Annotated in this window: 21 protein-coding genes; 12 read left to right on the forward strand and 9 right to left on the reverse strand. The window is 53.1% G+C overall.

The window, feature by feature from the left end; all coding sequences use genetic code 11:
- Positions 1 to 4 precede the first annotated feature (4 nt).
- Together eptA and LJN55_RS10605 are read right to left on the reverse strand one after the other, a co-directional pair.
- A complete protein-coding gene (eptA, locus tag LJN55_RS10600) occupies positions 5 to 1,642 on the reverse strand; it encodes a phosphoethanolamine transferase EptA (protein WP_227536212.1) in 1,638 nt (545 codons plus the stop codon).
- Positions 1,643 to 1,749: 107 nt separating this feature from the next.
- Entirely contained in the window at positions 1,750 to 2,394 is a 645-nt protein-coding gene (locus LJN55_RS10605; protein WP_133845240.1) for an NAD(P)-dependent oxidoreductase, read from the reverse strand.
- A 101-nt stretch (positions 2,395 to 2,495) separates the two neighbouring features.
- Here LJN55_RS10605 and LJN55_RS10610 point away from each other — a divergent pair, with 101 nt between their 5' ends.
- From LJN55_RS10610 to LJN55_RS10620, 3 genes are all read left to right on the forward strand, one after another.
- Positions 2,496 to 3,410, forward strand: coding sequence for a LysR substrate-binding domain-containing protein (locus LJN55_RS10610; RefSeq protein WP_227536213.1), 915 nt, complete (start codon positions 2,496 to 2,498; stop codon positions 3,408 to 3,410).
- Positions 3,411 to 3,452: 42 nt separating this feature from the next.
- On the forward strand, positions 3,453 to 3,692 hold the full coding sequence (locus LJN55_RS10615) for a DUF1289 domain-containing protein (protein WP_227536214.1): 240 nt from the start codon (positions 3,453 to 3,455) through the stop codon (positions 3,690 to 3,692).
- A gap of 87 nt (positions 3,693 to 3,779) precedes the next feature.
- Positions 3,780 to 4,676, forward strand: coding sequence for an aldo/keto reductase (locus tag LJN55_RS10620; RefSeq protein WP_227536215.1), 897 nt, complete (start codon positions 3,780 to 3,782; stop codon positions 4,674 to 4,676).
- Between the two features lie 38 nt (positions 4,677 to 4,714).
- On the opposite strand, the gene LJN55_RS10625 is transcribed toward LJN55_RS10620, so the two are convergent.
- From LJN55_RS10625 to LJN55_RS10635, 3 genes are read right to left on the reverse strand one after another with little or no spacing between them, the layout of a single operon-like run.
- A complete protein-coding gene (locus tag LJN55_RS10625; protein ID WP_227536216.1) occupies positions 4,715 to 6,721 on the reverse strand; it encodes an FUSC family protein in 2,007 nt (668 codons plus the stop codon).
- Positions 6,718 to 7,575 carry an efflux RND transporter periplasmic adaptor subunit gene (locus LJN55_RS10630; RefSeq protein WP_227536217.1) on the reverse strand — a complete coding sequence of 286 codons (858 nt, stop codon included), beginning with the start codon at positions 7,573 to 7,575 and terminating at the stop codon, positions 6,718 to 6,720. The genes LJN55_RS10625 and LJN55_RS10630 overlap by 4 nt, the downstream gene beginning before the upstream one ends.
- Positions 7,576 to 7,579: 4 nt before the next feature.
- The gene (locus LJN55_RS10635; protein WP_133845465.1) at positions 7,580 to 7,813 is read right to left on the reverse strand and encodes a DUF1656 domain-containing protein; all 234 of its coding nucleotides are present in this window, start codon (positions 7,811 to 7,813) and stop codon (positions 7,580 to 7,582) included.
- Positions 7,814 to 7,965: 152 nt separating this feature from the next.
- Between LJN55_RS10635 and slyA the strand changes: the two genes are divergently transcribed.
- On the forward strand, positions 7,966 to 8,403 hold the full coding sequence (slyA, locus tag LJN55_RS10640) for a transcriptional regulator SlyA (RefSeq protein ID WP_133845230.1): 438 nt from the start codon (positions 7,966 to 7,968) through the stop codon (positions 8,401 to 8,403).
- A 46-nt stretch (positions 8,404 to 8,449) separates the two neighbouring features.
- On the opposite strand, the gene slyB is transcribed toward slyA, so the two are convergent.
- Entirely contained in the window at positions 8,450 to 8,917 is a 468-nt protein-coding gene (gene slyB / locus LJN55_RS10645) for an outer membrane lipoprotein SlyB (protein ID WP_133845463.1), read from the reverse strand.
- A gap of 274 nt (positions 8,918 to 9,191) precedes the next feature.
- Between slyB and anmK the strand changes: the two genes are divergently transcribed.
- The 5 genes from anmK to pdxY all read left to right on the forward strand — a co-directional run bounded on the left by anmK (position 9,192) and on the right by pdxY (position 13,762).
- The gene (anmK, locus tag LJN55_RS10650; protein WP_171148577.1) at positions 9,192 to 10,310 is read left to right on the forward strand and encodes an anhydro-N-acetylmuramic acid kinase; all 1,119 of its coding nucleotides are present in this window, start codon (positions 9,192 to 9,194) and stop codon (positions 10,308 to 10,310) included.
- Positions 10,311 to 10,373: 63 nt separating this feature from the next.
- Positions 10,374 to 10,700, forward strand: a complete 327-nt coding sequence (locus LJN55_RS10655; RefSeq protein WP_133845226.1) for an MliC family protein — start codon at positions 10,374 to 10,376, stop codon at positions 10,698 to 10,700.
- A 64-nt stretch (positions 10,701 to 10,764) separates the two neighbouring features.
- The gene (pdxH, locus tag LJN55_RS10660) at positions 10,765 to 11,421 is read left to right on the forward strand and encodes a pyridoxamine 5'-phosphate oxidase (RefSeq protein WP_212814258.1); all 657 of its coding nucleotides are present in this window, start codon (positions 10,765 to 10,767) and stop codon (positions 11,419 to 11,421) included.
- A 134-nt stretch (positions 11,422 to 11,555) separates the two neighbouring features.
- Positions 11,556 to 12,830, forward strand: coding sequence for a tyrosine--tRNA ligase (gene tyrS, locus LJN55_RS10665; protein WP_227536218.1), 1,275 nt, complete (start codon positions 11,556 to 11,558; stop codon positions 12,828 to 12,830).
- A gap of 71 nt (positions 12,831 to 12,901) precedes the next feature.
- Entirely contained in the window at positions 12,902 to 13,762 is an 861-nt protein-coding gene (gene pdxY / locus LJN55_RS10670; RefSeq protein WP_133845220.1) for a pyridoxal kinase PdxY, read from the forward strand.
- 46 nt (positions 13,763 to 13,808) lie between these two features.
- Here pdxY and gstA read toward each other — a convergent pair whose 3' ends face one another.
- Both gstA and LJN55_RS10680 read right to left on the reverse strand, forming a co-directional pair.
- Positions 13,809 to 14,414 carry a glutathione transferase GstA gene (gene gstA, locus LJN55_RS10675; protein WP_133845218.1) on the reverse strand — a complete coding sequence of 202 codons (606 nt, stop codon included), beginning with the start codon at positions 14,412 to 14,414 and terminating at the stop codon, positions 13,809 to 13,811.
- A 100-nt stretch (positions 14,415 to 14,514) separates the two neighbouring features.
- Positions 14,515 to 15,432, reverse strand: coding sequence for a LysR family transcriptional regulator (locus LJN55_RS10680; protein ID WP_133845216.1), 918 nt, complete (start codon positions 15,430 to 15,432; stop codon positions 14,515 to 14,517).
- A gap of 93 nt (positions 15,433 to 15,525) precedes the next feature.
- On the opposite strand from LJN55_RS10680, the gene LJN55_RS10685 reads away from it, so the two are divergent.
- Positions 15,526 to 16,143, forward strand: coding sequence for a glutathione S-transferase family protein (locus LJN55_RS10685; RefSeq protein WP_227536219.1), 618 nt, complete (start codon positions 15,526 to 15,528; stop codon positions 16,141 to 16,143).
- A gap of 2 nt (positions 16,144 to 16,145) precedes the next feature.
- Positions 16,146 to 17,033 (forward strand): pyridoxamine 5'-phosphate oxidase family protein, encoded by an 888-nt coding sequence (locus LJN55_RS10690; protein WP_227536220.1) that lies wholly within the window; start codon positions 16,146 to 16,148, stop codon positions 17,031 to 17,033.
- Between the two features lie 46 nt (positions 17,034 to 17,079).
- On the opposite strand, the gene dtpA is transcribed toward LJN55_RS10690, so the two are convergent.
- Positions 17,080 to 18,573 carry a dipeptide/tripeptide permease DtpA gene (gene dtpA / locus LJN55_RS10695; RefSeq protein WP_227536221.1) on the reverse strand — a complete coding sequence of 498 codons (1,494 nt, stop codon included), beginning with the start codon at positions 18,571 to 18,573 and terminating at the stop codon, positions 17,080 to 17,082.
- Between the two features lie 554 nt (positions 18,574 to 19,127).
- On the opposite strand from dtpA, the gene betI reads away from it, so the two are divergent.
- On the forward strand, positions 19,128 to 19,727 hold the full coding sequence (betI, locus tag LJN55_RS10700) for a transcriptional regulator BetI (protein ID WP_133845208.1): 600 nt from the start codon (positions 19,128 to 19,130) through the stop codon (positions 19,725 to 19,727).
- The last annotated feature ends 19 nt before the right edge of the window (positions 19,728 to 19,746 follow it).

Genomic DNA, 19,746 nt, shown 5'->3' on the forward strand with positions numbered 1-19,746 from the left:
ACCCTTAGCTGCTTTTACGACACGATCGGATCATATCCAGAGAAGGTTGATACTCCCGGGTTTGCACATTCATCATACCCAACAGGGTATGGAAGATGTTGTCTTGAGAGACATCATCGGTCTGCGCCTGTCGTTGCAGGCATTGCTGATCAATGCCAAATGCGGTGGCGTAGTCCGGTGACATCCAGAGTAAAAACGGAATATGTGTCTGCTGGCTCGGTGCAAACACGTAGGGGGTGCCGTGCAGATACATCCCATGTTCCCCCAGAGACTCCCCGTGGTCGGAGAGATAGACCATCGCCACGTTGTATTTATCACTGTACGACTTCAGCAGATTAATCGTGCTGTCCAGCATGCTGTCAGTATAGAGAATGGAGTTGTCGTAAGTATTGACCAGCGCCTGAGGGTCGCAGTCCTGAATCTGATTACTGTCACAGGTTGGTGTGAACTGTCGCAGGGCATCCGGGTAACGCAGATAGTACGCCGGGCCATGGCTGCCCATCTGATGCAGGACAATCACCGTGTCATCCTTCACGCTGTCAATATAGTTACTGAGGCGATGCAGCAGCACGTCATCAAGGCAGTAATCATTTTTGCATAATGCACTGACCTTCCATTTGGTCATATCAGTATGAGGTACGCGATCGCAGGCACCTTTACAGCCACCGTCATTTTCTCGCCAGAGTACGTTAACACCGGCATGCGCCATGACATCCAGCAACCCTTCCTGATGGTGTGCACGACCCGCGTCATACTGCTGGCGCGGCATATTAGAAAACATGCAGGGCACGGAGATGGCGGTTTCGGTGCCGCAGGACGTAGCGTTGCGATAGTAGATGACCTTGTCACGTTTCAGTTTTGGGTTAGTTTCCCTCGTATAGCCCCCGAGTGAGAAGTTTTCAGCCCGCGCGGTTTCACCCAACACAAAAATCACCAGTGTTTTTTTCTGCTCACCGGCTAACTGTGGGCCTTTACGGGCATCCTGGCCTATTTTAATCAGCGCCTGATCACCCGCAAACCAGCGGTTGTCAGTGTAGTGTCCAATACTGCTGACCACATTGGCTGGCGTGATCATTTTCACCAGACCTTTATTATTACGGATCATCGAGGCGTAATCTTTGTAGAACAGCGCTGCCACCAAAAGTACCACAAGAATGGCACTCAGAGACGTCACTGCGCGCCAGACGATAGCCATCCACCACGGGCGGTTGTTTTCGATTCGGGTCAGCAACATGATCGCCGCAGGGAGTACGCCCAGTAGCAGCAGCCAGAGGAGATATTTCACGCTGAACAGCGAGGTCGCTTCCTGCAGATCCGTTTCAAACACGTTCTGGATCATGTTGGTATCGATCACCGTACCAAAACTGTACATAAAGTAGTTGGCGGCGGCACTGGCAACGATCAGTATCACCAATAAAGGCTTACGTAGCCACGGCAGGGCGGCGACGTTGAAGATCACTAAAAAGGCGCAGAACAGCACCAGAGGAAGCGTAGCCGCATAAAGATAGTCGTGCAGTCCTTGATAGGGAATAATTTCCCATGCCCGAAGCAGGAAGATACTGTTGAGTATCAGCGCGAAAAACAGTGCAGCGCAAACGTTAAAGGTAATTTCATTACAACGTAACTTGTTCAGGCGTTTCATGGTCGTCCAGTAACAGAATAATCTGAAACAAGAGTAACCGCGAAAGCTTAGATAAACCTTAACTTTGTTTAAACATAGGGATAGCCCGCCAGAAGCGGGCCAAAATATTAGTAAGCAACGGTAAATTGCTGGCGAATATGCTGCGGATGTTCGATTTCGTCCAGGATGGCTACGGCCAGGTCAGCAACGCTGACAGACGCGGGTTTGTCTCCATCCATCAGTAATGAGGTGGTGCCCAGACGGAACTGCCCGGTGCGCGGGCCGGGTTCGAGAAACGCAGCAGGGGAAAGGTAAGTCCACTCCAGCGCCTGTTCTTCAGCCTGAAGCTGATTACGCAATGCACGTGCACCCAGCGCGCCGGGTTTGATATTAGCCGGGAAGGCTTCCGTATCCACCAACTCTACGCCCGGAGCCACTTCCAGGCTGCCAGCGCCACCCACTACCAGTATGCGCTTCACGCCGCTGCTTTTTACGGCTTGCAGGATTTGCTGGCTGCCGCGGGTAAATTTTTCAAACAGATCGCTCTCCGCCCAACCCGGATTATAGGCGCTGATGACGGCATCCTGACCTTTCAGAACGCCACTCAACCAGGCGCTGTCATGAATATCACCTGTGACCACAGTCAACTGAGGATCTGAAGGCAGATTTTTTCCTGAGCGAGAGAGGGCCGTCACCTGATGGCCTCGTGCCAGGGCTTCTTTTACAACATCAGGGCCGACAAAACCCGTTGCGCCAATAATGGTAATTTTCATTTATTCATTCCTCTGTAAGTGTGGATTCAACTTTACGGCTTAACAGATAGGATGATAAGTGGCATATTTTAGCTTTTATAATGAAGTGATACTTACGAATAATGGAAAAACTCAATCGTATGGCCGTGTTTGCAACGGTTGTCAGCGAAGGGTCTCTGGCAGCCGCTGCACGTCGTCTGGGCATGTCACCTTCAGCGGTTAGCCAGCATCTGCGGGCACTTGAGCAGGCGGTAGGGGTGCCCTTACTGCATCGTTCAACCCGAAAGCTCACACTTTCTGAGGCGGGGGCGGCATTCTATCCGGGCTGCGAGGCCATGCTTCATCATGCGCTGGAAGCGGAAAAACGTCTCGCGGAAATGCGCGATACGTTGAGCGGAGAGTTGCGCATCAGCGCAACGGTAGGGATCGGCGGCCAGCCGCTGTGCAGTGCGTTATCACCCTTGTTACAACAGAATCCGGGGCTGAAGCTACGTATTATTGCCACCGATAACGTGCTGGATATGATTGAGCATCGGATTGATATTGCTTTACGCTTTAGCCGTCAACTCAGTGATGCCAATATTATTGCCCATCCGCTGGCAGAATGGCCGATGGTTATCTGTGCAGCACCCGCCTATCTCAGCCGTTATGGCGTGCCGGAAACGCCGCAGGCGCTCTCAGCCCATCGCTGGATACACGGTCATCGTACGCACCGTCATATTGATTTCCATCACGCAAGAGAAGGGGCGCTGACGTTGCGTCTGGCTGAAGGGCAGGTGGTCAGCGACAGTATGAACGTGATGCGCGCTTTTACCGTTGCGGGGATGGGATTGTCATTGCAGCCTTTGCAGGAGATCCAGGAAGAGCTGCACAGCGGGCAACTCATGGTGCTGTTGCCTGAGTGGCGCGCCAGCCCTCTGAAGCTGACGGCACTGACGCTGGAACGCGTTTTACCGGAGAAAAGTCAGCAGGCGTTACGTGCGTTGCGTGACTATTTTAGTAAAAATCACCGGGTCACACTTGCAGACATGGGATGAGCCGTCTTCAATGAAGACAGAGTGAACTTACCAGGAGTGGCGGTGGCAGAACAATTAGAGTTTTTCCCGGTACCCAGTCCCTGTCGCGGGATCTGTCAGGTTAACGAACGCGGTTACTGCCGTGGCTGCCTGCGTAGCCGTGAAGAACGGTTCAACTGGATGACGTATAACGATGCACAGAAACGTGACGTTTTGCGTTTGTGTCGCCTGCGTTTCCAGCGCCAGCGTCGTGGGGAGAATCCAGACGTTCCGGACCCGCCCGAGCAGCCCACGTTGTTTTGACGCGGAGTTTGATCCGCCCCTGTTGTCGCGATGACCTGATGGCGTATTATCCGGGTCAGCTATTTCATCAACGGGAGTAAGAATAAGATGCTACAACGCGTACAGATCGCCCCACAGGGACCGTCATTTTCACCACTGGTGATGGGATACTGGCGGTTGATGGAGTGGGGAATGACCTCTCAGCAGCTGGTGCAGTTTATTGAGCAACATCTGGAATGTGGTATCAGTACGGTTGACCACGCCGATATTTATGGCGGCTACCAGTGTGAAGCCGAGTTTGGCAAAGCGCTGCGCCTGCAACCGTCTTTGCGTCAACGTCTGGAGTTGGTGACCAAATGCGGGATTGCCACAACGGCAAACCCAGACAACACCCTGGGCCACTATATTACAGATGCAGCGCACATCATGACGAGTGCTGAAAATTCCCTGCGTTATTTCAATACAGACTACCTTGATCTGTTATTGATCCATCGTCCCGATCCCCTCATGGACGCAGATGACGTTGCCAGCGCGTTTCAGCAGCTTCATCAAAGCGGAAAAGTAAAACATTTCGGTGTTTCTAACTTTACCCCTGCACAATACTCGCTGTTACAGTCAAGACTGCCGTTTACACTGGTCACCAACCAGGTTGAAATTTCCCCCGTGCATCAGCCGCTGTTATTAGAGGGTACGCTGGATCAGTGCCAGCAGATGCGGGTCAGGCCGATGGCATGGTCATGTCTTGCGGGCGGAACAATGTTCACAGCCCCTGAGTATCAGCCGCTGCGTGATGAACTGTTGTTGATCCAGCAAGAGACCGGTGCAGAGAATATTGAGCAACTGATCTATGCCTGGATTCTTCAATTACCTTCTAAGCCACTGCCGATTATTGGAAGTGGTAAAATTGAACGAGTCAGCGCGGCAGCGAGAGCGGTTAACGTGACGCTGACTCGTCAGCAGTGGTTCCGAATTCGTAAAGCCGCACTGGGTTTTGATGTGCCGTAATCCGCTATCAACAGTGGTAGCGCCATTGTCTGACGACATCACGTTGATGTCGTTTGCAACCGTGAGAGTGAGCAGTATAAACGCCAGATGATCCCGGCCAGATCGATGCCTTGATTTTCATGAGTATCACGCAGTATATCGATGCGTTGCTGTAGTGTGTTCAACGTATCGTTCAGGGAGATATGGTGTATCCCGCGTTCACTGATAATAGATTGCAAATCGTGTAGCACGGCGTCGCGTATACTCGCTAACGCTGAAGAGGGTGTTTTCCAGTTGCGCAGATTCCAGGCAATATGCGAACAGTTGAGCAAGACTACGCCCCAGCGCATCAGCCACAAATGAGCCTGGTCATCGCGGCTATTTTTAAGTTGGTTGATGCGGTGATAAACCAGCGATTCGAAACTCTTCTGACTTCGGCGAGGATGTCTTCCCAACTGGTCGACAAACTCACCGCGCAAAGCGCGAATATGACGCCTGCTGCGGTGTTTATCAGAACTGGGACGCAAAATACAGAAAGCCAGCCAGACCAGGGCCACGCCACAGACTTTTGCCAGATTATCATTAACAAAACCCGAAAAATCATAGGTGGGTGGATTAGTGACTGACAGGAAGGACCCCATAAAAACAACCAGTTGCCCCCAAAGGGCAGCCCGTTTTTTCTCCTGTAATTTAATCAGTTGCATGGTGATCAGCAGAGGGAAGAGTACGATAAGAAACTGCCACAGTACGGTCACCTGAATCATGAAAGCAAACTTCATGACAAAGCTGAAGAGTGACAGCATCACCAGTGTTTTGATCAATAATGTGGCGCTGCTGACCGGGGATGCAGAAGATGAATAAAGTACGCAACTGATAGCGGCCAGCGTCAGTGCTGAGTCACCGGCATCCCACTGCGTTGTAATCCAGAAACTGGTTCCGAAAAAAATCACACAAAAGGTTCGTAGGGCATTCCAACTGGCTTCAGCCCCATCTGCCTCGCGTGCCAGTGATGGCACAACCGGAGGAGCGAGATGCGTATGGTTATCTGCATGTTCGAACTGGCGTAGCCAGCGTGCGATATTCAGATACAGCCAGCAGAAGTAACGTAGCTGCTCCCAGAAGGCCCGGTGCCGATAATCCGTCGTGTCCTTTGGGGCTGCGCGATAGAGTATCTTCGCCAGGTAGTACTTATCTTTTTCACCCTTAGCCATGGCTTCCAGTAGCTGGTGCAGTGTTACAAACAGGTTTTCTGGTGGATTGTCCCAGTTCAGCAGCATCCGGCGCAGGCTGGAGATAATGCTGGTCAGGCGCAACTGCTGGTGCAAAACATAGTTCAGCACATTGTTTTGACGGCGAAAGCGGTAATGACTCCAGAATGCCTGAATGCGCAGCAGATTCATTGTCAGGATTTCGCCAATCACGTTCTCGTGGGCCTGACGTACCGTGCTGGTGTCCTCTTTCTTCAACATCACCATTGCATGGTCGAGCAGTTTGCTGTGCATCTCGTTCAGGGAATGGATTAACGTCTCTCCATCCGAGGTGCTGGGCAGGATCATCATCATCAGTGCGCCGCACAGTATCCCGGAAATGACCTCACAAACGCGGGCCTGGGCAATGGCCCATATACTGTCGATCTCAACCTCATTGACACAGGTAAAGGCGATGATGGCGGCCGTGTATCCCGCCAGCGAAAAGGCGTAGGCCACATTATTCTGATAATGGTTTGATACCCAGGTGCATAGCGCCAGCCAGCTTGCAATGGACACGGCAAAAAGCCATGGCTCGTCCAGTGTATGACCGGCGATCATCAGGGCTGCCGTCGCGCCCAGCATACTCCCTACAATGCGCCCCAGGCTTTTACTGATGACGCCACCAACAGTAGGAAAACTCACCACCGCAGCAGAGGTCATCGCCCAGTAAGGTTCATCCAACTGAAGGCCGTAAGCGATACTCAACGCCAGACACATAGCGATGGTATTGCGCAAGGCGTAGCGCCATTGTCCGGCGGTGGCTTTGATCCACGGCAACTGCTGCCATTGCAGCCAGCTCAGATTAAGCCGACTCATTGCTGGACAGAAATTGTGCAGGTGGTCCCGGCAACCAGTGTGACGGAGGGCGGAAGATGAGTCAGGCGGATACGCACCGGTACGCGCTGGGCCAGCCGGACCCACGGAACGTTCGGCTTGATATCCGGCACCAGGCCGCTGTCAGATTCAACACTTTGGTCGTAGATCGCCCGACCAATGCTTTGTACCATGCCGGTGAGTGGCTGATCGTTACTGTACAGGGTGATATTCGCCCTGGCGCCTGTGTGGATATGGCGCAGTTTGGTCTCTTCAAAATAACCCATCACGTAAAACGAATGGCTATCTACCAGCACAAACAGTGGCGAGCCGGTGCTGGCGTAGTTACCTATCCGGGTTTCCAGATTGTTGATCCAGCCATCGGTAGGGGCAAAAACCACAGTTTGCGACAGGTTCCAGCGTGCACGGTCCAATTCAGCCTGAGCAGCCTTAGCGTCTGCATCCATTGCCTTAACGGTGAGATTAGCGACATCAAGCGTTTCTTCTGAAATTACATTACGCCCAAGATTTTGACGACGATGAGCTTCATGCTGTGCTTTGACTAGGTCCGACTGTGCTTTTGCCAGTTGGGCTTCTGCATTCAGTACGGCAATACGATAGGGCTGATCATCAAGGGTAAACAAGCGGGTTCCTTTGCTCACAAACTGATTATCTTCTACATCGAGCCCCACAATGCGCCCTGAGACTTGCGGCGTAATACTGACCAGTTCGGCTCTGACTTTGCCATCTCGTGTCCAGGGTGACTGCATATAGTAATTCCACATCCACCAGCCGGCACAGAGTGCCGCCGCGAAAAAAAACACGGTGGAAAAGTATCTTAAATAATTTAGTTTCATTACGTTACCCGACGATTAACAACCCCAGAGAGGCGGCTATGCAGAGAGTAAACAAGGAGAGATCCAATAAAGTGGGGTGCCAGATCTCGCCTGAGTACATCCAGTCACGCAGTAACGGATGAAGGAGCAGCCATAAGAAAAAACCGAGCAGAACGACTTTGAACAGGGGCGGAAAAAAAAGTGAGTCGCCGAGCACCAGCTCGGTGATGGGGCTGGCAGCCGTTAATATTGATGTCATCACACACAAAATCCCTATGACCAGTGAATTACCGATGAGGATAACTGAATGCGTCCATCTGATTATGATGGATTTGTGTTTTGCCTTGTAAACTCGCAGAATAGTCTAAAATCATGCTTGATAGCTAGCAAGCTAATTATAAGAGGTAGAAATTGAATACAACTCTGGGAACCGACTTGTCAAGATTGGTACGTATCTGGCGCTCATTAATTGATCAGCGATTGAAACCGTTGCAGCTGACACAAACCCATTGGGTGACGTTACACAACATCCACCAGCTACCGCCTGAACAGTCGCAAATTCAGCTGGCAAAAGCCATTGGTATTGAGCAACCTTCTTTGGTACGCACCCTCGACCAGCTGGAAGAGAAAGGGTTAATCACGCGCAGCACCTGTGCGAATGACCGCCGTGCTAAGCGTATCAGCCTCACTGCGCAGGCAGAACCGATTATTACTCAGGTTGAGCATGTGATTGATGCGACTCGTGATGACATCCTGGCCGGAATTTCTCAGCCGGAGATCGACAAAATGGTGACGCTGATTGCCAGACTGGAAAAGAATATTCTTGAGCTTCAGGGACGAGATGAATAAAAAAAACCGGCATAAGGAGCCGGTTTTTTTATGCGCTACTGTGTCATTAGCGTGGGGAAACAGTGATCTGGCTACCGTTTGACGCCATTGCTACGCGCTGACCTACAGAGTAGCGGCTTACAGCCTGTTTCTGGACCACCATGATGGTGTTGCCATCATCTTTGCGGATTTCCAGCTCAACGCCCTGGCTTTTATTCAGCGAGCCCTGAACACCCTGGCCTGCAACACCACCAGCGACGGCACCAGCTGCGGTTGCCAGACTACGACCCGCACCACCACCAACTGTGTTACCAAGGAAACCGCCCAGTACTGCACCACCAATGGCACCGATAACGTTGCTGTCATCGCCACCCTGAATTTGCACCGGACGAACAGAGACCAGCGTACCGTAACTCACGGTCTGAATCTGTTTAGCTTCAGAGGCGCTGTAAACATCACCGGAAAGAGTATTGTCATTTACACAGCCAGCCAGCGTTATCCCGGCAAGCGCCACGATTAATAAACGCATCGTCATCATTAAAACTCCTATGTGTAGCAGGTGCTGCGGATCATCGGGCAGCGGTCAATAACACTATTATAAGGTACAAGCCGCGCCTTTCTCACAATTAGTTTGTAAAAGCACCGCAGAAAGATAACCTGGAGTGCTTAAACGTGGATTCAATCACGACAAGAAAATACGACGTCGTTAACAACGTGAATAAAAGATCACTAAATCATAGAATTGACGCGCTAATTTTGCCAGGCTGGCGCAATGACACTCATACCCGCAGACGGGATAAGGCGAAGGCATGAAATCAGGTCGGTTTATTGGCGTTATGTCTGGCACCAGCCTGGACGGCGTTGATGTGGTGATGGCGGTGATTGATGAACATATGGTGGCACAGCAGGCCAGCTATAGTCACCCGATCCCACAAACGCTGCGCCAGCAGATCCTGGCGATCTGCCAGGGGCAATCATTAACGCTGTCGCAGTTAGGGCAACTGGATACCCGCTTAGGACGGTTGTTTGCGGATGCGGTACTGGCGTTACTCAAGCAGCAGGGATTGTCAGCGGATGATATTACCGCCATTGGTTGTCACGGCCAGACCGTGTGGCATGAGCCGCAGGGCGATGCCCCAAATACCTTACAAATTGGCGATAATAATCAAATCGCAGCAGCAACGGGTATCACCGTAGTGGGCGATTTTCGCAGGCGCGATATGGCGCTGGGCGGGCAGGGCGCACCGTTGGTGCCGGCTTTCCACCATGCGGTACTGATGCACCCCACTGAGCGCCGCATGGTGCTGAACATCGGAGGCATTGCGAATTTGTCTTTGCTGCTACCCGGGCAAACATTGCGTGGGTTTGATACCGGGCCTGGCAATATGCTGCTGGATGCCTGGATCTGGCGGCAGCAGGGCAAACCCTATGATAAAGAGGGGGCATGGGGGGCCGGCGGTCACGTGGCCTGGCCACTGCTGCAACAGATGCTCAGTGACCCCTATTTTGCACTGAGTGCACCGAAAAGCACCGGACGTGAATATTTCAATCTGAGCTGGCTGGAACAGCAGCTGTCATCCTTCCCGGGTCTGCCCGCACAGGATGTGCAGGCAACGTTGGTGGAACTGACGGCAACCACTATCGCACAACAGGTCTTACTCAGCGGGGGGTGTGACAGGCTGCTGGTCTGCGGCGGTGGGGGCCACAATCCCCTGTTGATGTCCCGTCTGGCGGCGCAGCTGGCCGGGACGGAAGTGACGAGTACCGACCAGGCTGGCATCAGTGGCGATGATATGGAAGCACTGGCTTTCGCCTGGCTGGCCTGGTGTACCTTGAGTGGGTTACCCGGCAATTTACCGTCGGTGACCGGTGCGCGTGAGGCCAGCGTGATCGGGGCAATATTCCCGGCAAATCGTCCTTTTCGCTGATTGCATCACCTGAAAAGACGTTTTAGCCTAAGTGAACCTCCCGTAGCTCACAAGGAATAAACAATGAAAAAGGGGTATATCGCCGTCGCCGGCATGCTGGTGGCGCTGTCAGGATGCAGCTATTTTCAGACCGACTCTCATACGCCGGTCAACACATTGCATTATACCTGCGGCACGCTGCCGTTAACGGTCAAACTGGATAACAGTAAAAGCGAAGTTAGCCTGATCCTCGACGGTCAACCGCTGGTGCTGAAGCAGCAGCCTGCGGCGTCCGGAACCCGCTACAGCGATGAGCATTACGTTTTCTGGTCGAAGGGCGACAGCGCATTCATTGAGCGCAATGACAAAATCATTATCGATGACTGTCAGCTTCAGCAACCAGCCAGTTAACCCATTGAACTATTGTAGGGTGCGGCGCACAATGCGGTATCCCTACTTATCAGAAGCCAGAGCGATGACTGACAGCGACCATCTGCAACAAATTGCCCATCTGCGGCGTGAATACACCCGTGGCGGCCTGCGCCGCAAGGATCTCCCCGCTAATCCGTTGACCTTGTTTGAACACTGGCTTAACCAGGCGGTTGAAGCACAGTTGCCGGATCCCACGGCCATGAGTGTGGCCACGGTGGATGACCAAGGACAACCCTATCAGCGTATCGTCCTGTTGAAGCATTTTGATGAGCGCGGCATGGTGTTTTACACCAACCTGGGCAGCCGCAAAGCGCAGCAGCTTGAAACTAACCCGCGCATCAGCCTGCTGTTTCCCTGGCATATGCTGGAACGTCAGGTCATGGTGCTGGGGAGTGTTGAGCGTTTATCTACGCTAGAAGTCTTGAAATACTTCCACAGCCGCCCGCGAGACAGTCAGCTGGGGGCCTGGGTGTCGAAGCAATCCAGCCGCATCTCTGCCCGTGGCATTCTCGAAGGCAAGTTCCTTGAACTGAAGCAGAAGTTCCAGCAGGGTGAAATTCCGCTGCCGAGTTTCTGGGGCGGTTATCGGGTTAACATTGACTCAATGGAGTTTTGGCAGGGCGGCGCTCACCGTCTGCATGACCGTTTTTTCTACCAGCGTGAAGATGACGCATGGAAAATCGACCGCCTGGCACCCTAAAACACGAAATAATGCCGTCAATGGGTGGATCGCAGCGGTCCGGCCCATTATTCTATATCCCTTATTTTCTCTCCGCGTTTCAGCGGAAAGCTGTGTACCAGCTTAGGTGCAGACTTTTTCACATGGAGTCTTAGATGGCCAGCAGTAACCTGATCAAACAATTGCAAGAGCGGGGCCTTGTCGCCCAGGTAACGGATGAAGAGGCGTTAGCAGAACGACTGGCGCAGGGGCCAATCGCACTCTATTGTGGCTTCGACCCGACTGCCGACAGCTTGCACTTGGGGCATCTGGTGCCGTTGCTCTGCCTGAAACGTTTTCAGGATGCCGGACATAAGCCAGTGGCTTTAGTCGGTGGCGCAACTGGCCTGATCGGCGACCCGAGCTTTAAAGCAGCCGAGCGTAAGCTGAACACCAGTGATACCGTGAATGAATGGGTCGATAAAATCCGCCATCAGGTTGCCCCTTTCCTTGATTTCAACTGCGGCGACAACAGCGCGATTGCAGCCAACAACTATGACTGGTTTGGCGGCATGAATGTGCTGACCTTCCTGCGTGATATTGGCAAGCACTTCTCTGTTAACCAGATGATTAACAAGGAAGCCGTCAAGCAACGTCTGAATCGTGATGACCAGGGGATCTCCTTTACTGAGTTTTCTTACAACCTGCTGCAGGGTTACGACTTCGCCTGTCTGAACGAGCGCCACGGCGTGGCGTTGCAGATTGGTGGGTCTGACCAGTGGGGGAACATCACCTCCGGTATCGACCTGACGCGTCGTCTGCACCAGAACCAGGTATTTGGTTTGACCGTTCCGCTGATCACTAAATCTGACGGCACCAAATTCGGTAAAACCGAAGGTGGCGCTGTGTGGCTGGACGCGAAAAAAACCAGCCCTTACAAGTTCTATCAGTTCTGGATCAACACCGCTGACGCAGACGTATATCGTTTCCTGAAGTTCTTCACTTTCCTGAGTATTGACGAGATCAACGCACTGGAAGATGAAGACAAAAACAGCGGTAAAGCACCCCGTGCCCAGTATGTTCTGGCCGAACTGGTGACCAAACTGGTACACGGTGAGGACGGTTTGGTGGCTGCACAGCGCATTACCCAAAGCCTGTTCTCCGGGTCGCTGAGCGAACTCACGGAACAGGATCTGGCACAGCTGGCACAGGATGGCATGCCGGGTGTTGAGTTGGAAAACGGGCAGGATCTGCAACAGGCATTGGTCAATACCGAGCTGGCCCCGTCACGTGGTCAGGCTCGTAAACTGATTGAGGCGAAATCCATCAGCATCAACGGTGCACTGCAAACGGAGGCAGAGTATGCCTTCGTAGAGGCCGACCGCCTGTACGGAAAATACACCCTGCTGCGCCGTGGTAAAAAGAACTACAGCTTAATCAGCTGGAAATAATAAGCAGGTTCGTTACGTACTGAAGCCGGCCATGCCGGCTTTTTTTAGGCAAGAAGGGTCAGAGTCGCGCGATGAAAAATATTCTCTCCATCCAGTCCCATACTGTTTTTGGTCACGCCGGAAACAGTGCAGCAGAATTTCCTATGCGCCGCCTGGGCGCAAACGTTTGGCCACTGAATACCGTTCAGTTTTCCAACCATACTCAGTATGGTCACTGGGCCGGAACGGTCATGCCGGCCAGCCATCTGACCGAGATTGCCCGGGGTATTGGTGATATTGATCGTCTGAAAACCTGCCATGCGGTGTTAAGTGGTTATCTCGGCTCCGCCGAGCAGGGAGAGGCTATTCTTGAGATTGTACGGATGGTCAAAGCGGCAAACCCGGAAGCCTGGTATTTCTGTGATCCGGTGATGGGCCATCCGGAAAAGGGCTGCATTGTGGCACCGGGTGTGGCTGAGTTCCATGCGAATGCCTCCCTACCCGCCAGTGATATTATCGCGCCCAATCTGCTGGAGCTGGAAATGTTAAGCGGGCGTCAGGTGGCCGATGTGGAGCAGGCTGTTGCGGCAGCACGTGAGCTGATTGCTAAAGGGCCAAAAGTGGTGCTGATTAAGCACCTTGCGCGGGCCGGTTACCGTAGCGATCGCTTCGAAATGCTGCTGGTGACGGCAGATGAAGCCTGGCATATTGCTCGTCCGCTGATTGACTTTGGCGTGCGCCAGCCGGTAGGGGTGGGTGACCTGACCAGCGGATTATTGCTGGTGGACCTTCTGCACGGGCTATCGCTGCAACAGGCGCTGGAACATGTGACGGCCGCTGTGTATGAAGTGATGCTGAAAACCCATCAGATGGGTGAGTATGAGCTACAGCTGGTTGCTGCACAGCAGGCGATTGCTGAACCGCAGCAGCATTTTGCGGCAGAGAAACTCTGACCCGCTATCGCGATACCGGGCAGGCCTTTTAGGCCTGCCGTCGTCATTAGTTCAACCCTTCAGCTTTCAGCGCAGCGATCACGTCAGGGCGCGCAGCCACCCGTTCAAACCAGTCGTTTAACGCATCCAGTCCACTCAGGTTCAGCTTCAACGCATGAGCCCAGCGGGTCACGGTAAACAGATAAGCATCTGCCACGGTGAAACGCAGCCCCATCAGCCACTGCTTCTCTTTTAATTCGGCATTCACGTACTGGAATTTCTGCTCCAGCAATTCTCTGGACAGTACCTTAAACTCGTCCGGAGTGGTGGGGCGAAACAGCGGGCTGAACCCTTTATGCAGTTCAGTGGCAATATAATTGAGCCATTCGAGCGTATGGTAGCGTGTCAGGCTGCCGGGTGGGGCCAGCAGTTGGCGGTCAGGTTTGAGGTCGGCAAGATATTGCACAATCGCCACGCCTTCAGTCAGCACCGACCCGTCATCCAGTTGCAGCGCCGGAACCTGGCCTTTCGGATTGATTCGCAGATAGTCTTCGCCCTGTTCCGTCTTCTTCGTTTTGGTATCCACGGTGACCAGCGTGAAATCAAGGCCGGATTCGCGCAGCACAATATGGGGTGACAGTGAACAGGCCCCGGGTTTACAGAACAGCTTCATTGCTCGCTCCTTTCATTGAATGATGACGATCTCCTCAGCTTACTGCCGAAGAACATAAAAGTCAGTGTCAACGCGCGGACAATGGCGCATTTTTTGCGGGTTAATTAACCACTGGCAAACGCTGCTGCCCCAGACTGCTCAGTTCAGGCAGAGATGTCCGGGCAAGATCCCAGAATGCGCGCACTTTTGCCGGCATATATTTTACGTTCTGCGCGACCAGTTGCACCGGAACGGCCGGAGGGCGGAAGTCCGGCAGAATTTCGATCAGTGTGCCCCGCAGCAGATCATCATGCACCTGATAAGAGAGCAGGCGGGCAATACCTTTCCCGGCGCGGGCAGCAATCAGCTGAGTTTCGACCTCATTGACAGTCAGTCTTGGCGTAATGCGTACTCGCTCCTGCTGCACCTCAGGGCCGAAGCGCCATTCTCTTTGCGCGGTGAGTGCCGCACTGGCGATGAGGTGATGATCGATCAGCATGGCGGGCGTCAGCGGTGTGCCGTGCAGGGTGAGGTAGTCAGGGCTGGCAACCAGCATCCTTTGCACCTGACCCACCTCCGTCGCCACCAGTGAGGAGTCCCGCAACTGGCCGATGCGTACCGCCATATCCAGCCCCTGTTCGATGAGGTCCTGATAACGGTCACTGAGCATCAGGTCAATCTGGATATCGGGGTAGCGATCGAGAAATGTCAGCACCAGCGGTGCAATATGCTGGCGGCCGAACTGAACCGGTGCGGTCAGACGGACCCTGCCACTCAGCTGATTGCGGGTGGTGGCGTTCAGTGCTTGCTGATAATCCTCCAGCACGCCTTTTGCACGTTCAAAAAGCGCCAGTCCGGCGGGCGTGGGCGACAGACGCCGGGTAGTTCGTTCAATCAGGTTCACGGCAAAACGGCTTTCCAGCGCTGTCAGGGCACGCGTAATCGCCGGAGGTGACCGCCGCAGAGTGCGTGCCGCTGCGGCAAGGCTCCCCTGTTGCACCACGGCGACAAACACCGCCAGTTCATCCAGTTTATCCATGATTATTCCACTTTGCGAAATTATGAATTGCTATTTTTGCCTGTTTACCTCGTTTTCCGCAAGAGTAAGCTGAGTAAAAAACAGGAGATCATCATGAGTTCATTAACGTTATATGGCACCGGACTTTCCGGCCACGTTCACCGCGTCAGCGTGTTGTTAAGCATACTGGGTCTTTCCGCCAGCTGGGTTGAAGCTGATGCCGAGGTCAGACAAAGTGCCGGATATCGGGCGCTCAATCCTCTCGGGCAGGTGCCCGTTTTAGTGGATGGTGACACGGTGATCAGCGACAGTAATGCCATTCTTATCTGGCTGGTGAAGCGCTACGCACCCGACAGTGGTTGGTTGCCGGCTGATTTGCTGGAGGAGGTGGAGGTGCACCAGTGGCTGGCAAAAGCCGCCGGAGAAATCCGTTATGGTGTGGCGTCTGCGCGTCTGATTAAGCAGTTCAACGCGCCGGAAAACTACGCTTCAGCGGTATATGTGGCAAAGAAATTTTTACCTCAACTGGAGGCACATCTTAGCGATCGTCAGTGGCTAGTGGGAAAACGTGCCACCCTTGCTGATCTGGCCTGTTATGCCTACGTGGCCTGTGCGCCTGAAGGGGGCATTGGTCTGCATGCCTATCCCCACATTCAGGCCTGGTTGCAGCAGACGGCCGCACTGCCGGGTTTTATCACGCTGCCACCTCTGCCTTTACCGGCGGAAGCGTAACGATGTTCCATCCAGGGGAGTTGCAGGCGCAGAAAAAAGCAGGCTATCAGCAGGTGAAAGCCGCCCTTTATCCATCGATGCCTGAACAGCATCGTCTGTTTTATCAGGACCTGCAGACTTTCTATATAACCGTACAGGATGGCAGCGGTTACCCGTTTGCAGCCCTGGTTCAGGGGGCTCCTGGGTTTATTGCTACGCCAGATGAGAGCCATTTTTCCCTGCTGCGCAGTGCCATCGAGGCGGTACCTTATCTGCCTGCATTGAAGCCCGGAATGGCGTTCGGTGGCCTTGGCATCGACTTCGCCAGCCGTCGCCGTAATCGGGTCAACGCAGTGGTAGAGGGTTTCAGTGACAATCGGCTACAGCTGCATGTACAGGAAAGTTTTGGCAACTGTCCGCAGTATATCCAGCGACGAACACTGCCCGCGCAGGATAAGCGACGATCGCTGCATATCGAACCCCTCTACACGCTGGATGCCGATGCGCGCTATCTGATTTCTGCTGCGGATACTTTCTTTGTGGCCAGCCATGCACCGCGCAGTCAGGGAATGGGAGGGGCGGATATCTCGCATCGGGGAGGGTTACCCGGGTTTATCACCCTCAGGCAGGGAAAGCTTTTTATCCCGGATTATTCAGGTAATCGTTATATGAACACGCTGGGAAACCTGCTGCTGGATCCCCGCTGTGCTTTGCTGATCATGGACTTCCATCAGGGTGCAGCACTGCATATTCAGGGAAGGGTTGAGATCCTGTGGCAATCACCGGGGGAAGGGCGAGTGGAACGTTACTGGACGGTTGAACCGGAACGCATCCTGCGCCTCAGGCAGTTATTACCCGCTGCCGGAACGGACGTGGAATATGCCGTGTCCACACTGGCAGCTGAAAGATAAAAAAAGGGCGACATCACTGTCGCCCTCATCATCATACTGTTAGTAATCAGTCATTCGCGTTCTGCGGAGCGGGGGTCCCGTCCTGAGTCATACGGTTCAGCAGGGGAGCTGTGAACATCATCAGTACAGCGATCACCCCAGTGACGATGCCGATTTTCAGGAACACATCACCATAAACGTGCAGCGACAGCAGCGGATCGGTAATGTTTTCTGGCACCGCCATCAGGTTGGCCACTTTACCGGCCACCATGGCAGCACCTGCGGTGGTCAGGAACCAGGAACCCATGATAAAGCCCATCAAACGCTGTGGAACCAACTGTGCCACCATCGCCAGGCCCAGACCAGAGATCATCAGTTCCCCAACGCTTTGCAGCGCGTAGCTGAGGATCAGCCAGTTGACGGAAACAATACCCAACTCGTTAGCCAGAGAGGCACCCAGCGGCAACACCAGGAAGGCTGCGGAGCACAGCACCATGCCCAGCGCAAACTTATGTGGCATCGGCAGGCGGTCGCCCATCTTGTTATAGATAGCGGCCAGCAACGGACTGAACACCATAATCCAGAAAGGATTCAGTGCCTGGAACTGCTCTGGCTGGAAAGTGATGCCCAGAATGCTGTGCTCGACGTTACGAATAGCGAAGAAGTTCAGCGAGGTGGGCATCTGCATATACAGCACGAAGAAGACGATAGCCTGTACCATCAGCACAAAAGCGACAATCATCTTGCGGCGCGCATGGCCTTTCAGCGCGAAGGTTTCTTTGGCAAACACCAGCACGATACCGATAGCGATCACGCCAAGTACCAGGCGGGCAATACCCTGGTTATGCAGCAACCAGGTTGCCAGGGTGATCATGACGACAATACCAACCAGCGTCATCAGCAATTTGCGGATGTTCAGCGGGGCAAAATCTGCTTTCGAACCGTGATTTTTCACCCATTTACGGAAGAACATAAAGTTCACCAGGGTGATCAGCATGCCGACAAATGACAGAGCAAATGCCGTACTCCAGCCAAACTCCGCCGCCAGCCACGGCGTGGCGAGCATAGAGAAGAAGGACCCGATATTGATCGCCATGTAATACATGGTGAACGCACCGTCGAGGCGCGGATCGTCTTTCTCATAACAGGTAGACAACAGAGAAGACGGGTTAGCTTTAAACAGGCCATTACCCACGGCGATGGTCGCCATGCCGATATACACCAGACTAATGTCGTGACCTGACCAGGCCACCAGCGCGTAGCCCAGCGCCAGCACCAGCGTGCCGAGCACGATAACGCGCTTGGTTCCCAGCACCTTATCCCCGAGCCATCCGCCAACGGCGACCAGTCCATACACCAGGGCGCTGAACGAAGCGAACAGGGTAATAGACTGCGCTTCTGACATCCCCAGCATTTTCACCAGGTAGACAGCCATAATCCCTTGCAGGCCGTAGTAACCGAAACGCTCCCATAACTCGATGGAGAAAATCAGATAAAACGATCGGGGTTGCTTGAACGCGTTGAGGCTTGCTACCTCAGGTTTCTTGTTTGCAGTTGACACTAGTACCTCTGAATGCTTGACCTGTTTCGTGACAGGAAATAAGTCGGCGTAACGCGGGACGTGCGCTCACCGTATAGTTATAAGATGGAAAAACGCCAAATAATTTCGCCGATTGCAGGCCTTGAGGCAAGCGTTATTTCAATATCGCTGACTGATGAAATAACAGTCTTAAATGAGCGCCTTTACAGTTTGATTGTTTTATTGTGCCGATTATTATGATTTATGCAGATTATTATGCCAGTGGTTGTTGCGTGTTCGTCCGATGGGCAGACAATAATTCTTATGGGGGCTTTACCGGTTATAACGCCTTTAATAAATCAATTTGTGAGGTTAAATGACTGCTTTATAGGGTTTTATTAGTGATGATCGGTTGTTGTATTGCGGCTGTGTGGAGTGAATAACAGGTAAAGCCTCATTTTGTGATTTTAATCACAGAAGGTGTGATAATTTTTGTTGCAAAGCAACTGATAAGTTCCAAATGTTTTTTATTAATTGAACGTTCAATATAAAAAGTCTACAATTAAGCTCATTCAATAGTTAAAACCGATGAAGCAATGCCAAAAATTGGAATGAAGGCGATTCGTCAGGCGCAGTTGATTAATGCGACGCTGACGGTAATTGACCGGGTCGGACTGGCAGATGCCAGTCTGGCATTAATAGCGAAAGAAGCCGGGGTTTCTACCGGGATTGTCAGCCACTATTTTGGCGACAAAAACGGTCTGCTCGACGCCTGTATGCGCCAGATCCTCTCTGACCTCTATGTAGCATTAGAGCACCATCGTCAGAAGGCGGCACCGGACCCTGCTGCGCAGATCCGCGCTATTATCGATGGCAATTTTGACGTTACACAGATTGCTGCGCCAGTGCTGAAAACCTGGCTGGTGTTTTGGGCTGACAGCCTGCATCAGCCAAATCTGCACCGCCTGCAACGCATGAACGATCGTCGCCTTTATTCCAATCTGACGGCGCATTTCCGCCGTGTTTTGCCTGAGGAACAGGCCCGTGCCGCAGGTGCATGTCTTGCGGCGCTGATTGATGGGGTGTGGCTGCGCATGACGCTGGCACCTCAGCCGATGGAACAGGGCCTGGATCAGGCCCGCATGCTTTGTTATCAAAATCTTGCGCTGTGGCTGAACAGCGCACCCACCCCCTGACAGGAGGAGACATGGCCGA

It is taken from the genome of Erwinia rhapontici (assembly GCF_020683125.1).
GTDB lineage: Bacteria > Pseudomonadota > Gammaproteobacteria > Enterobacterales > Enterobacteriaceae > Erwinia > Erwinia rhapontici.